Origin of the sequence: Bradyrhizobium sp. BEA-2-5 (assembly GCF_032918025.1) — a bacterium.
Lineage (GTDB): Bacteria > Pseudomonadota > Alphaproteobacteria > Rhizobiales > Xanthobacteraceae > Bradyrhizobium > Bradyrhizobium pachyrhizi.
Genome location: NZ_CP136629.1, coordinates 5,202,121 through 5,215,604 on the forward strand (window position 1 = coordinate 5,202,121; position 13,484 = coordinate 5,215,604).

The window sequence follows — 13,484 nt, forward strand, 5'->3', positions numbered from 1 at the left end:
TCGTAAGGCGACGGCAGTTTGCTCCCTCGCCCCGTTCTTACGGGGTCGAGACCAGCGAAGCTTGCTCTTGGAGGGTTGGGGTGAGCGGCTCGCTTCGCACATACGGTGATAGCTGCGTCCGCGGAGACTCCCCCTCACCCGCATCGCATCTGGCGATGCGACATAGCCGAAGCTCTGCTTCGGCGTTCTTGAGAACGGCCGCCGAAGGCGGCCTATGCCTCTCCCCGCACGCGGGGCGAGGTGACCAAGCCTACCCGCCCAACCGATCGACCTCGGCCTTGCCGGCCTTCATCACCAGCGGGATGTGCTCGCCCTGGCCGAGCAGACAACTCACGTCGCGCAGCGGGTTGCCCTCGACCACCAGTAGATCGGCGAACGCCTCCGGCGCGATGCGGCCGAGCTTGCCTTCCATGCCGAGCACCTCGGCGCCGACAACGGTCGCGCTCGCGATCACCGCCTGCGGGCCCAACAATTCGGCGCGGATCCGGAACTCCTCGCTCTGCAGGCGCTGCGACGGTCCGAGCAGGTCGGAGCCGTACCCCATCTTGACGCCGGCCTCGCGATAGATCGCGAGCGAGCGCAGTCCGGCGTCGCGCACGTCGGCGATCTTGGCGACGCTCGCCGCCGGCAGGCCGTATTTCGCGCCCTCATTGGCCAGCGCCTCATAGGTGACCAGCGTCGGCACCACATAGGCGCCCTGCTCGGCCATCAGCCGCGCGGTCGGCAGATCGACCAGATTGCCGTGCTCGATGGTGCGCACGCCGCAGCGGATCGCCCGCTCGATCGCCTCCGCGGTGTAGGCGTGCGCCAGCACATAGGTGTGCCGCGCCCTCGCCTCGGCGACGATGGCGCGGATCTCGTCCTCGGAATAGCCGTAGGCGCCGATCGGATCGGTGGGCGACGCGACGCCGCCGGACGCCATGATCTTGATCTGGTCGGCGCCCATCTGCAGCTCCTCGCGCACCGCCTTGCGCACCGCGTCGACGCCGTCGACGACGCGCGCGATCGCACCGACCCGCACGCAGCAGGAGCAGGTCGGGTCGGCCAGATAGTCGGAGCGGGCGCGCCCGTCGCCATGCCCACCGGTCTGGCTCAGCGCGCGGCCGGAGACGAACAGCCGCGGACCGTCGGTCAGGCCGGTGTCGATCGCCTGCTTCAGCGCATAGCCGGCGCCGCCGGCATCGCGCACGGTGGTGAAGCCGCGCTTCAGCATGGCGCGCAACAGCATGGTCGAGCGTAGCGTCACCAGCACGTTGGCCATGCGGGCCTGCTGCGACAGATCGAGCTCGACCGCGACCGCATGCACGTGCAGATCGATCAGGCCGGGCATCAGCGTCTTGCCCTTGAGGTCGATGACGCGATCGGCCGAGGTCTCGATCGGCCGGTCCGAGACCTCCTTGATCAGGCGATCCTCGACCAGCACGTGGTGGCCTTCGAGCAGATCGGAGCGCAGGGGATCGAGCAGCGCGGCGTTCTTGAAGAGGGTCGTAGCCATGATGGTCTCCTGAGCGCCGCGATCACGCGGCTTCGCTTGCGATGTCTTCCAGCGACCGGCCGCGCGTCGGCACGCCCATCAGCACGACGGTCAGCGCGCCAATCAGGAGGACGGACGTGGTGACGCCGAACACGCCGGCAAAGCCGAAATTCGGATAGAGGTAGCCGACCAGGATCGGCGCTGCGATCGCGCCGATGCGGCCGATCGCGGATGCGAGCCCCGCCCCCGTGGTCCGGATCGATGTCGGAAACACTTCGGCCGTGTAGGCATAGACGCCGGCATAGGTGCCGTTCATGAAGAACGACAGCAGCAGGCCGGCCGTCATGATCTCCGCATCGCTCTTGGCAAAGGCCAGCCCGAGCGCGCTGACGCCGCCGAGCAGCATATAGGTCGCGATCGTCGCCTGCCGTCCGATCCGCTCATTGAAAAAGGCGGCGGTGAAATAGCCTGGCACCTGCGCGCAATACATCGCGAGCGAATAGCCGAAACTCTTGGTGATGCTCATGCCGTTCTGCACCAAGAGGCCGGGAATCCAGACGAAGAAGGAATAGTAGCTGAAGGTGATCGACAGCCACATGATCCAGGTCATGGTGGTGATCCGCGCCTGCCGGCCGGCCAGCAGCGCGGCAAAATTGCTCAACAGCGTTCCCGACGAGGCGACTGGCGCGGCCGGCTCGGCGACCGCAGGCGGCAGCGCGCGGCCCTCGCGCGCGAAGCCGGCCTCGATCCTGTCGAGCACCGCTTCGGCCTCCTTCGCCCTGCCCCGGCTCTCCAGCCAGCGCGGCGATTCCGGCAGCGATCTCCGCCACCACAGCAGCATCACGACAGGCACGGCCGTGATGACCAGCACGATGCGCCAGCCGTTCTCGTAGGCGGGCACGATGAAATAGCCGAGCAAGGCAGCAGCGACGAAGCCGAACGAGAAAAAGCCCGCCAGCGCGCCGGTGAAGGCGCCGCGGTAACGCCGCGCCACGAACTCCGCGAGGTACGGCGCGATGATCGCGCTCTCCGCGCCGGTGCCCATGCCGGCGACGACGCGGGCGGCAAAGAACGCCGGCCAGCTGTCCACCGCCGCGCTGACCAGCGAGGCCGCGCTGTAGAGCGCGAGCGCCGACATCATCACCGCGCGGCGGCCGATCAGGTCGCCCAGCGTCCCCGCGAGCAGCGCGCCGAACAGATAGCCGACGAAGGTGCTGCTGCCGAGCACGCCGGTCTCGACATTGGTCAGCCCCCAGGCGGTGCGCAGCACCGGCAGGATGAATGCCAGCACCGCGGCATCCATCGCGTCGAAGAGATAGCCGAGGCCGCCCATCAGCAGCAGGTGCACATGGAACCGCGCGAACGGCAGGCGCTCGATGCGCGCCGAGATCATCGACATGAAAGTCCCCCCTCGCCCCGCGGCGGCACGCGCCACAGGGTCAGGCGGGAATGATAGACAAACCAATATTATCCGAATAATTTATAATCGTTATCTAGCACATCACCCTTGTGAATATTGCTCGTGTCCTTCCGCACGCTCGACCTCAACCTGCTGAAAGTCTTCGAGGCGCTGATGACCGAGGGCAGCGTCACGCGCGCCGCCAGCGCGCTGACCATGACGCAGCCCGCGGTCAGCAACGCGCTCGCGCGGCTGCGCGACGCGCTCGGGGATCCCCTGTTCGTGCGCACCGCGAGCGGGATCCGCCCGACGCAACGCGCCGTGGCGCTGTGGCAGCCGATCGGCGATGCCCTGGAACATGTCCGCCACGCCCTCGACGAGGATGCCTTCGATCCGCGACAGACCCAGGCCGAATTCATCCTGTCGATGTCCGACTACGTTGCCTCGCTGGTGATGCCGCGGCTACTCAACCGCTTCAGTGAAGTGGCGCCGTCGGCGCGCATCCACACCGTGCCCAACACCATCCTGGAGATCGGCGACCGGCTCGAGGACAACCGGGTCGATTGCGTGCTGAGCGTCTATGTCAACGAGGCGCAGCAGCCGCCGGCCGTGATTCGCTCCCGCTCGCTGTGGACCGTCGAATATGCCTGCATGATGCGGCGGGACCATCCGCTGGCCAGGCAGAAGCGGCTCAACACCCGGAGCTTCCTTGCCGCCAAGCATGTCGACGTCAGCCTCGCCGGCAAGACGCTGCCGACCTACGACCAGTTTCTCGCCTCGCGCGGGCTGTCGCGCAATCTGGTCGCGACCGTCAACCATTACAACGCCGCCTACGAGATCGTGCGCCAGTCCGACCTGATCGCCGTGCTGCCGCGCGATCTCAGCGCGCAGTCCCGCCACGCGCCCCATCTGCACGCCATGCCGGTGCCGCTGCCGGCGCCGCCGCGCATCGTCAGCCTGTTCTGGCACCAGCGCAACGACACCGTTCCCGGGCAACGCTGGCTGCGCGAGACGCTGGTGGAGATGTTCGCAAGGATGGAGTGAGCGGGTGGATTGGCGCATGCGGACTAACCCGGCTCCCGGACACCCCTGATCCCCGTAGCGGCACGGGGATGCTGATTAACGCTCCCACAACTCGGGTTTGGTTTCCGATTGACGCCATCGGGGACCGGGGTGGTAGGCTGTCGCCATTTCACGTGGCCATTTGAATGCGCGAGTTATTGGAACAATACCAGCTTTTGCTGGCGCCCTTGATCTTCGTGCCGTTCGAGCAACTTTTTGCAGCGAGGCAGCAGAAGATCTTCAGGCGTGGTCTGCTGACCGATATGGCCTTCCTGTTTCTCAACGGCTGGCTGGTGTTCATCGGCGTGATCGCGATCATCGCGGTGGCGACGCTGGTCAATCAATCGATCCTGCCCTCGGCAGTCAAGCAGGCGGTCAGCGATCTCCCGTATTGGGCTCAGGCGCCCATCGCGATCGTGATCGGGGACCTCGGCGTCTACTGGACCCACCGCATCCTGCACGTCGTGCCCGCCATGTGGCGCATCCATGCCGTTCATCACGCCGTCGAGGAACTGGACTGGCTCGCCGCGATCCACCAGCACCCGCTTGACGTGACCTTCATGAAGGTTGGTTCGCTGTTTCCGCTGTTCGCGCTCGGTTTCTCCGCTGAGGCGATCGGGACCTATCTTGCGATCTACTACTGGCAGTCCTGGCTCGCGCACGCCAACGTGCGCCTGGGCTACGGCCCGCTACGCCGCATCCTGGTGTCGCCGGAGTTTCATCACTGGCACCACAGCAGCGAGCGGGAAGCCAGGGACAAGAACTACGCCGGGCTGTTCTCGTTCTACGATGTGCTGTTCGGCAGCCTCTATCTTCCGGAAGGGCAGAAGCCGACGGCATTCGGCGTCGATCATCCGATGCCCACGAGATACCTGGCGCTTTTGGCCTATCCATTTTTCGCCTGGGCCTCGATGCTCAAGCGCGACGATCCATCGGGCACCGGGCGCCCGGCTGGCGCGGAGGCCGTGCCCGGCACGGCAACGCCGCCGGCGCACCAAGACGGCTGATCGTGATGATCTTCGCCGTAGACTGTTCGCGATCAGCACACTAAAGCGCGATGAGATCGGGTTGAATCCTCATCGCGCCGGATCATGCTTTAGCCGCCGACGGTCGCAGATTTTCGCAACCCCTCGCCTGTAGCCGTCTCGCCGGCCTCTTGCCGGTATCTCATCCAGATCAGCGCGATCACGGTTGCGCACATCATGGGGCCGAGAGGCGTGCGCACGAACGGGAAAGCGTATCCCAATACGAAGACGACGCTGACAGCGTTCCGGAAGGCGCTTCGACTTGAACGCGACGCGAGGCGGCCCGCGCCGGCGTTCATGAGAAACACCAGCGCGACCACCAGGACCGGCATATCGTAGATCGCGAAGTAAGGAGAAATCAGCGGCGTCGCCGCCAGCAGGCTTGCGGCCTTTACGGCGAAGCTGACATGGCCGCGCCACAGGATCAGCACCCCAATCGCAACCACCGATGCGATGGCGACGTGGAACGCCATCGCCAAACCATAGCCAAGGCCGGCGTCTCTCAAGAGCCCATAGATGCTCTGCAGTTTGTACCATGGCAGCGCGCCACTGAGGTGGAATTGCGTCGTGGCGAAGGTGGCGGCCGCGCGGAATCCATCGAAGGTATCCCAACCGAAGATCAGCCCGGCGAGCAGCAGGAGGACCGGAATCACCAAAGCGGCGGTGATAACGATGCGCCAACGCCCGGTGGCGATCAACACGAAGGGAAGCAGCACGCCATATTGAGGTTTGAAGATGAGCAGCGCGATCAGGATTCCACTGAGAAGCGGACGCCTGTCCAATGTCAACAGGATGCCGCCGAGCAACGATGCGGCGAGCAGCGCGCTTTGGCCGGAGATGAAATCGTAGAATACGGGCGGAGCAGCGAGTGCCAGCAGCAGCGCGCCGGAGCGTGGCCGGATGGCATGAACGACGAGCAGCCAGCAAGACAGCTTTGCCGCGCTCCAGACCCAGAACGCGATCGGAAACGGCAGCAGCGCCAGCGGCGCCACAACCAGGAAAAACACCGGCGGATAAAAGAACGGAACCGGTACCTGATCGTAAGGATATGGAGCGTGATTGAGGGATTGCAGCCGGAGAACAAGTTGCTGATGCAGCAGCTCCCAATCGTAGGCCGCCGCCGCATGGCCTTCGAGCGCCATCGTGCCCGCGCCCCAGAAACACGAAAAATCGATTCCGGCCTGGCCGGCACCACCGAAAAATGCCGGTATCGAAACCAGGATCGAGACGCCGAGCAAGACCGCGCAGGCAACCATCAGCGCCGGGTCGTCTCCTGCAGAAGCGTCCCAGTGCAAAATTCTCTTCATGTCGTCTGAAACGGCTCAATCATGAAATGGCGCAATCTACCATTGCGCTCGCGGGCCGAGCAATGGAACGCCGGCGGCGGCTGGAGATGTTTGCGCGGATAGGGTGAAGACGCAGGCGTCGAATGGATGAGCGGGCTGTGGGCCGCCTTGGCTCGCTTCGCTACGATGGAGTTTTCCGGGCTCGCCGAGCCGTGGGTCGCGGATGTCAGTCCGTCTACGCTTTCGCTGTCGCTCAAGCTACGCCGGACACGCTTCGCCCTGACGGGCCCCGGCGCGGCTCCGCCACGCATAGCCCGTCAGGGCGAAGCCTGGTGGGGGAGGCAGGACTCGAACCTGCGAAGCCATGAGGCGGCTGATTTACAGTCAGCTCCCTTTGCCACTCGGGACACTCCCCCGTCCAACAGCATCAGACCGGCCGCGCGAGTGGCGGCGGACCGGTCATCGAAATGACGCTGATAACCGGCCGACCCGAAGCGGGTGCGCGGTCGGGCGCGTTTATGGGGGAAGGCGGTCCCCAAAGTCAACCAAGCCGGCCGTCTATTTGGGATACTTTTGCAGGCTCTGGCGATCTCTGTTCCAAAGTAGTGAGTGTTGCGGCTAGATTCTTGTTTTGTCGCGTTTTCCTCACGCGAACCGGACCCCACTTCGCTCGAAAACGCTGTGTAAAATTGCCAATATTCGGGAGCCGTGACACAAGCCTCACATGAGCGATCGCGACCGCAAACCCAATTTCCGAGGCAAGGGCGGCAAACCCTTCCAAAAAGGGCCGAAATTCGGCCGCCCGCCGGCCCGGCGGGAACGCGAATCCGGTTCCGACGGGCCGGTGATTCTGTATGGCTGGCACACGGTGTCGGCCGCGCTCGCCAACCCCGACCGCCATATCCGCAAGCTTTACCTCACCGAGAACGCGGCGAAGCGCCTCGCCGACGAAAACATCGCGACCCGCGTCGCCCCCGAGATCGTCCGGCCCAGCGAGATCGACCGGCGCCTCACCCCCGACGCCGTGCACCAGGGCCTCTTGGCCGAGGCCGATCCCCTGCCCTCGCCGGATATCGAGACCCTGGAGCAGGAAGGCATGGTGCTGGTGCTCGACCAGATCACCGATCCCCACAATGTCGGCGCCATCCTGCGCTCGGCCGCAGCGTTCGCGGTGAAGGCGATCGTGACCACAGCGCGGCACAGTCCGGAAGCGACCGGCGTGCTGGCCAAGGCCGCCTCCGGCGCGCTCGAGCTGGTCCCGATGGTCACGGTGCAGAACCTCGCCCGCGCGCTGACGGCGCTGAACGAGCGCGGCTTCCAGACCGTCGGCCTCGACAGCGAAGGCAGCGAGGATATCAGCGATGTCGCGCTGCGCGAGCCGCTTGCACTCGTGCTCGGCGCCGAAGGCAAGGGCCTTAGGCAATTGACCCGCGAGACCTGCAGCGTCGTGGCGCGGCTCGACATGCCCGGCGAGATCAAGAGCCTCAACGTCTCGAACGCCTCCGTGCTCGCGCTCTACGTCGGCGCGAGCCGGCTGGGGCTGATGTGAACGACAAACGCCCGCTCGCGTGGCGCGAACGGGCGTTGATGTCTCGAACTGACGATCGGATCAGTAGTAGCGGCGCAGCACCGGGTGGCCGTAGCGGCCGTAGCGATAGCCGTAGTGCGAACGATAGCCGTAGTGCTGGCGGTAGCCGTAGCGACGGTAGCCATAGTGGCGATAGCCGTAATACGGGCGGCCGTAGCCTTCGCGGTAGTACGGACGCGGTGCCCAGTTGCCCGGACCGGTGTAGGTCGGTCCCTGGTTGACGTAATAGTACTGCTGCGCCGCGCCGGGATAAGCGGCATCCGGGTCGGGCAGACGTTCGACTGCGCCGTAGCCGTAACCGCCATAGTAGCCACCGCCGCAACCACCGCAGCCGTAATTCACGACGGGCGCGGAATAGCCGCAAGGGTTGAAGCCGCACGCCATTGCGGGCGCGGCCACCATGACGGCCACCGCCGCAATCAGTCCTTTGATCATTTGACGCATTACTCTCTCCTGTAGGTCTCTCTGTTCGTCGCGTAGCTCTTGATGGCTATTCAGGATCCCCGTTCGAGGGGCTCTTGATTTCGGGCAGTTGACTTTAGAATCGTCGAGGTCGCGGTGGCCGCGGGAACGGGCCCGGCAACGGCCGCGGCCCGTTGATCTCGGGCGCGTAGATCACCGGCGGCGGATCGACCGGCACGTTGGACTGTGCCGGCAGCGGAGCCGATTCCGCGCCCCACGATTGATGATAGCTCTCGGCCGGCTTGGGCAGGCGGCGGTTGGCCGGCGGCTCGATCTCGAGACGGCCGTAACCCGGCATGCGGCCGAGGCTCGGATAATAGTGGCCGACATTCGGCTGGGGATCGATCGGGCGGCCGCCATAAACGGTCGGCACCATCGACTCGTTGCGGGCGAGCCCCATCGCGCTTTCGACCACGGCGTAGGAGGCGTCGACGCCGTTAATGATGATCGGCACGCCGGGCCGCACCGGCACGACAATGTCGAAGCCGCCGCCGGCCAGCGCCGTCGAGCTCATCGCAGCCAATATCGCCAGCGCAAGACTTGCGCGCATGTTCACCCAGCGTCCCGAATTGTTCCACCACAACCTAATCCAACGGCTTGGCGGAAGGGTTAAGGACGCCGGCCAAACTGCCGGTAAGCCTAACGCGTAAGCATCGGCATCCGGTCAATGCGGCCGTGCGGAATCAGAAATCGTTAACGGGCGCCCGGGAGCATGAGCCGGAAAAGTGCGAAGCGGACTTCCGAAAAGATCATGCTCAAACAAAGAGCCGCCTCCCCGTCAGGTGAAGGCGTTCTCGACGATCGAGTGGACGCCGATCGCGATCGTGACCGCGCCGACCGCCACTTGCAGGCCGCGATTGGCCCAGGTCAGCCAGCGCGCCGAGGCTGCGAGCGGCACCGCGATCACGCTGGACAGCACGCCCATGCCGATCATCGAGCCGATGCCGAACAGCGCGACATAGCCGAGCCCGATCACCGGACTTGGGGCCTGCGACACCGTCAGCACCAGGAGCGCCGCCGAGCCGGCCATGCCGTGCATCAGGCCGACCAGGAGCGTGCGCCAGCGGAAGCCGTGCGCATGGCTGTGCGCGGCGCGGACGTGCGGCACGGTGGACGCACGCGCCATGGTGGACGCACGCGCCACGGTGGACGCAAGCGCCACGGCTTCACCGGCATGGCTGTGGGCGTGGAAGTGCGTGGTGCCGTCGCCATGCGAATGGGTGTGGAAGTGCACGCGGTCACGCCACAGCCGCCACCACACATGCACACCGAGGCCGACCAGCATGATACCGACCGCGGTCTCGATCGGCTGCGATACCGTCTCGGGAATCGCGCGCCCGAGCAGGATCGCGGCGCCGGCAAAGACGAACAAAGTAAGCGTGTGGCCAAGCCCCCAGGTCAGCCCGTGCTTGACGATGTCACCGACATGGGTGCGGCGGGCCGCGATGCTCGATACCGCCGCGATATGATCCGGCTCCAGCGCATGCTGCATGCCGAGCAGAAAGCCAAGACTCAAGATTCCGAACATCAATCCCCCGCGTCGGCACCGACATCAGTCCGTTCACCGCTGTACACGCAATTCTCGTCAAAGGCAGCATGCTCCGGAACGCATCATGCGCACGAACCTGCAGAACTTCACACTGCTTTGAACACGGGGCAAGGCCGCGCTGGAACAGGCACGGCACCGCGAGATTAGCTCTCGACGACGACGAGAGGAGATCTCGCATGACACAATTCAAGATCCTCGGCGTGGCAGCCCTGCTCGCCTCGGCACTGGCGGGCCCGGCGATGGCGCAACAGACGATCGGCACCGCCGCGCGCTGCTCGAATGCCTGGCCGGACGCCCCATGCCAGGCGATGGCACCGGGCACCACCCGCACCGCCTATCACCAGCGCATCGATCGGCGGGACCAAGGCTGGCAGGGCAGCTACAACCGCTATGATCCCGGCCCGTTCGCGCCCGTCGACGCCGCGGCCCGCGTGGCCGGCGGCGCGGTCGGCACGGCGGCTGCGGTCGCCACCGCCCCGTTTGGCGGCCCCGACTATGCCCGCGCCCCGATCGGCGGCGCCGAATACGCGCGGCAGAATGGCTTTGTCTGCACCCCCGGCACCCGGTTCCGCGGCAGCGACGGCCGCCGGCATCCCTGCCAGTAGCTCAGCTGATTAGGCCGACGGCGCAGAAGGCGTGCGGGCCGCCTTTTTGCTGTCGGGCCGACACGGGGACGCGATCGCTTCTCGCCTGCTCGGTTCAAGCCTTGGTTCTGGCTCTGGCGCGCCAAGTCTGCTATGCGAGCGCGCAAATCATTGCCAATTCGCCGGCTTAGCTCAGCGGTAGAGCAGCGGTTTTGTAAACCGAAGGTCGGGGGTTCAATCCCCTCAGCCGGCACCAATTGGCTTGGATTTCCGCCATCCTTGCCGCCGCGACACAGCTTCAGTCTGCCGAGATCGACCGTCGACCGCGGCAGCCCCTCCAACTCGCAGGCGAATACGGCAGTTCCGAGCATGGGGAAGCGTGCTTCGACGCTGCAGAGCTGTCCAGAGCATGCTTCTTCGATGCCGACGCCGAAGCAGTCCGCTGCTGCAAATCCCTTGATGACCCCGTGAACGCCGACCGTCCTGCGGCCGATGCTGCCTTCAAACCGAAGTGCCTGGGCATCGCGTCCTCCATTCAGATATGCGCGGCTTTGCGCCGCGCGTCTTTCCCGGCTGCGATTTCGAACACGTCGTCGCGATTCAATCAAAGCGCTTCGCTTGATTGCCCACAATGTACGGAGTGAGCCGTAGTATTCCGGGTGTCGGGCGTGCCACATCGTCGATCGCGTTCACCGATAGCCATGCAACGACCTCTGCGCTCGCAATGTCTTGCATGAAGCCCTAGCGAGAACGTTGAGTCCTCTCGCGACGACTACTTGTGATTTTGTTCCCGCTGGCTATTGTTCCCGCACTTTCACCTTCGGGAATTTCAAAATGAAGATTGTTTTCTGCACCGCGATTGTCCTGTCCACGCTGGCCGTCGCTCCGGCGAGCGCCAGGGAGCGCAATGACAGCCCTCACTCCCAGGCCTGCATGGCCAAGAACGGCTTCAATCTCGATATGTGGCGCGCTCACTCCGCGGGCACCGACGCGCAGGTCCTGAGGTACATTCAGTGTCGGGATCGGGTGTCCGCAGCACAGGCCAAGGCGATCGGCATCCGCGACCATAACTTCAGCGCGGGCTATCGATGAGCCTTGAGGGTGACGCGAAAATCGGACGCGCCCTCGCCTTGCTTGCCAGCGGCTGCATCCCGGCAAGCGCCGCAGGCTGGACCTGCTCCGCCGCGGGTCTGATCTCGGGTCGTATGATGGCGGCGATAGCGCCTACATCCATCTCACCGGTTTCCCGAACGGCAACAACTATCCTGTCGCCAAGAAGGGCAGCCGGGCCACCGGCACGACGAAGAACGGCACCCGCTTCGTCTGCACGCAACGCTAGGGCACATCGGCGGGACGACAGGAACCGCCACGTCGACGTGGTGGTGACGCGCTGAGACAGCTCGCCCGTCCGGACCGATGCCGCGCCGCAGGGCCGGTACGGAAGGCCGTTGCGACACTCCCGTGGCAGGAATTGTGGGATCCTTCCCGTAGGATCACCCATCCCTCGCCTTGCTTCTGTTCTTGCGGCCCCAAACAGGGTATGCAGAATGCGGGGTGGGACTCAGCCAATGACCTATTTGATCCTTGCCCGAGATGGCACCAGCCAAATCGTGCTGAAGCGCGACAGCGAAGACGCGGCCGAGAAGAAGGCGCGCGAGCTGAAGGAGATGGGCTGGTTCGAAGTCGAGGTCCGCGAGGACAAGACGGCGCCCGTCACGTCGGCTCCCCCGGCGGATCGTCCACCGACGCTGCAATGACGCCTTGATGAACCTTTGCCGGGTGGCCCTTACAGATATGTGAGGAGCCGCCACCATGTCCGACACAGCACATTACCGCTTCCAATCCGATCAGGCGCGACGGCTGGCCAGGCAGGTGACCGACGCCGCGGTGCGCGAGAAGCTGCTCGAAATGGCCGAGGAATATGGCCGCTACGCCGACCTGATCGAGGCGCGCAGCGCCGAACAGATGCCCGCCGCGATGGCGGCCCATTAGGCTGAACCCCGCCCCGTTCCGGCCGGCTCACCGGTTCGTCCTCTCCTGACGCTCGTTCTCAAGGTGAGGCCAAATCCGCTCGACAACGCCTGAGGATTTGTTTGGAACATGATGCCTTCTCACGCGATTTTCCTCGCATGAGGGTCCGCGAATCCGACCGCAATTTGCTGCTTCTGGGCACGTTCACGCTGCTCGGCATGGTCGCTGCCGGCCTCGTCGCCCTGCTTGATCCGGCGCCCGCGCCGGCGAATGCCGCGCCTCGGCCGGCCGCGAATCGCGCGGCGGCATCGGATCAGGGACGGGCCCAGACCCCGGTCCGGATCGTCGGTACCCCGTTCGTCCCGAACACCAATCCCCGTCAACGCTGACCGTCCACGCCCGCGGGGCGTGTCACAATTATGTCACCGCGCCCACCAAACAGGCGTCTTCGTCAACCATCATGATGGCGAGCGCTTGATTCCGCGCGGTTGCTTTGCTGGAATCCGCGCGCTCAGGGTGCGCCATGAAGTGGATGAAAGAACGCGATCTCCTGATCGCGCAGACAATGGCTTTCGTACAGTCGGTGAAGGGCAAGCTGCCCGACGCCGAGCCGCTGGTGTCTGCCCCGCAGACGGCGGTGCCGCCTGCCGCAAAGCCGACCGCCACGGCGCCTGCCGCTACACCTGCCCCCGCCGCGTTGCCGATCGCCGCTGAACAGGCCCTGGCCGAGGCAATCGCCACGTTCAGCGTCAAGCCTGCGGCCGAGGTGCGGGCTGCGGTCGTGCCGCCTCCGCTTCCGGTGCCGACCGTGATCGAGGGCCTGCCCCCCGCTCCGTCGCCTTTGGCGGTGACGGCCGTCGAAGTCCCGCCTCAACCGGCGCAGCTGCCGCACTTTGCCAGGCTCGACATCAGCGGCGACTTCGGATCCGAGGTGCGGGAGCGGGTTGCCAATTTCCGCGCACAGCAGCAGCGCTTCCTGAAGGAGCGCGAGGAATATTGCACCACGACCATGGCCAAGGTCCGCGCCGCGATCAACGAGCTACCGCGCTCGGGCAAGTAACGCAGCCCCATTAGACCCCGGACC

The 13,484-nt window shown here is 65.3% G+C and carries 15 protein-coding genes and 2 tRNA genes; 10 read left to right on the top strand and 7 right to left on the bottom strand.

The window, feature by feature from the left end:
* Window positions 1-250: 250 nt before the first annotated feature.
* Both RX327_RS24465 and RX327_RS24470 read right to left on the bottom strand, forming a co-directional pair.
* On the bottom strand, window positions 251-1,495 hold the full coding sequence (locus RX327_RS24465; RefSeq protein ID WP_050384789.1) for a metal-dependent hydrolase family protein: 1,245 nt from the start codon (window positions 1,493-1,495) through the stop codon (window positions 251-253).
* A 22-nt stretch (window positions 1,496-1,517) separates the two neighbouring features.
* Window positions 1,518-2,873 carry an MFS transporter gene (locus RX327_RS24470; RefSeq protein WP_050384788.1) on the bottom strand — a complete coding sequence of 452 codons (1,356 nt, stop codon included), beginning with the start codon at window positions 2,871-2,873 and terminating at the stop codon, window positions 1,518-1,520.
* Between the two features lie 117 nt (window positions 2,874-2,990).
* On the opposite strand from RX327_RS24470, the gene RX327_RS24475 reads away from it, so the two are divergent.
* Both RX327_RS24475 and RX327_RS24480 read left to right on the top strand, forming a co-directional pair.
* Entirely contained in the window at window positions 2,991-3,917 is a 927-nt protein-coding gene (locus RX327_RS24475) for a LysR family transcriptional regulator (protein ID WP_157348435.1), read from the top strand.
* A 164-nt stretch (window positions 3,918-4,081) separates the two neighbouring features.
* Window positions 4,082-4,942 (top strand): sterol desaturase family protein, encoded by an 861-nt coding sequence (locus RX327_RS24480; RefSeq protein WP_244482057.1) that lies wholly within the window; start codon window positions 4,082-4,084, stop codon window positions 4,940-4,942.
* Window positions 4,943-5,031: 89 nt separating this feature from the next.
* Here RX327_RS24480 and RX327_RS24485 read toward each other — a convergent pair whose 3' ends face one another.
* The gene (locus tag RX327_RS24485; protein ID WP_317247373.1) at window positions 5,032-6,255 is read right to left on the bottom strand and encodes a glycosyltransferase family 87 protein; all 1,224 of its coding nucleotides are present in this window, start codon (window positions 6,253-6,255) and stop codon (window positions 5,032-5,034) included.
* 321 nt (window positions 6,256-6,576) lie between these two features.
* Window positions 6,577-6,662, bottom strand: a tRNA-Tyr gene (locus tag RX327_RS24490).
* A gap of 308 nt (window positions 6,663-6,970) precedes the next feature.
* Here RX327_RS24490 and rlmB point away from each other — a divergent pair.
* The gene (gene rlmB / locus RX327_RS24495) at window positions 6,971-7,795 is read left to right on the top strand and encodes a 23S rRNA (guanosine(2251)-2'-O)-methyltransferase RlmB (RefSeq protein WP_317247374.1); all 825 of its coding nucleotides are present in this window, start codon (window positions 6,971-6,973) and stop codon (window positions 7,793-7,795) included.
* A 60-nt stretch (window positions 7,796-7,855) separates the two neighbouring features.
* Here the strand turns inward: rlmB and RX327_RS24500 are convergent, their stop codons facing one another.
* The 3 genes from RX327_RS24500 to RX327_RS24510 all read right to left on the bottom strand — a co-directional run bounded on the left by RX327_RS24500 (window position 7,856) and on the right by RX327_RS24510 (window position 9,824).
* Window positions 7,856-8,278, bottom strand: coding sequence for a hypothetical protein (locus tag RX327_RS24500; RefSeq protein ID WP_028335376.1), 423 nt, complete (start codon window positions 8,276-8,278; stop codon window positions 7,856-7,858).
* A gap of 94 nt (window positions 8,279-8,372) precedes the next feature.
* Window positions 8,373-8,846, bottom strand: coding sequence for a hypothetical protein (locus RX327_RS24505; RefSeq protein WP_317247375.1), 474 nt, complete (start codon window positions 8,844-8,846; stop codon window positions 8,373-8,375).
* A 228-nt stretch (window positions 8,847-9,074) separates the two neighbouring features.
* The gene (locus RX327_RS24510) at window positions 9,075-9,824 is read right to left on the bottom strand and encodes an urease accessory protein (RefSeq protein ID WP_050384784.1); all 750 of its coding nucleotides are present in this window, start codon (window positions 9,822-9,824) and stop codon (window positions 9,075-9,077) included.
* Between the two features lie 197 nt (window positions 9,825-10,021).
* Between RX327_RS24510 and RX327_RS24515 the strand changes: the two genes are divergently transcribed.
* The 7 genes from RX327_RS24515 to RX327_RS24545 all read left to right on the top strand — a co-directional run bounded on the left by RX327_RS24515 (window position 10,022) and on the right by RX327_RS24545 (window position 13,460).
* A complete protein-coding gene (locus tag RX327_RS24515) occupies window positions 10,022-10,450 on the top strand; it encodes a hypothetical protein (protein WP_050384783.1) in 429 nt (142 codons plus the stop codon).
* Between the two features lie 160 nt (window positions 10,451-10,610).
* Window positions 10,611-10,685, top strand: a tRNA-Thr gene (locus tag RX327_RS24520).
* Between the two features lie 578 nt (window positions 10,686-11,263).
* Window positions 11,264-11,521 (top strand): hypothetical protein, encoded by a 258-nt coding sequence (locus RX327_RS24525; protein WP_028335372.1) that lies wholly within the window; start codon window positions 11,264-11,266, stop codon window positions 11,519-11,521.
* A 476-nt stretch (window positions 11,522-11,997) separates the two neighbouring features.
* Window positions 11,998-12,186, top strand: a complete 189-nt coding sequence (locus tag RX327_RS24530) for a hypothetical protein (protein ID WP_050384782.1) — start codon at window positions 11,998-12,000, stop codon at window positions 12,184-12,186.
* 55 nt (window positions 12,187-12,241) lie between these two features.
* Complete coding sequence (locus RX327_RS24535) at window positions 12,242-12,421, top strand: hypothetical protein (protein WP_050384781.1); 180 nt, start codon at window positions 12,242-12,244, stop codon at window positions 12,419-12,421.
* Between the two features lie 137 nt (window positions 12,422-12,558).
* A complete protein-coding gene (locus tag RX327_RS24540) occupies window positions 12,559-12,789 on the top strand; it encodes a hypothetical protein (RefSeq protein WP_050384780.1) in 231 nt (76 codons plus the stop codon).
* Between the two features lie 134 nt (window positions 12,790-12,923).
* Window positions 12,924-13,460 (top strand): hypothetical protein, encoded by a 537-nt coding sequence (locus RX327_RS24545; protein ID WP_050384779.1) that lies wholly within the window; start codon window positions 12,924-12,926, stop codon window positions 13,458-13,460.
* Window positions 13,461-13,484 lie beyond the last annotated feature (24 nt).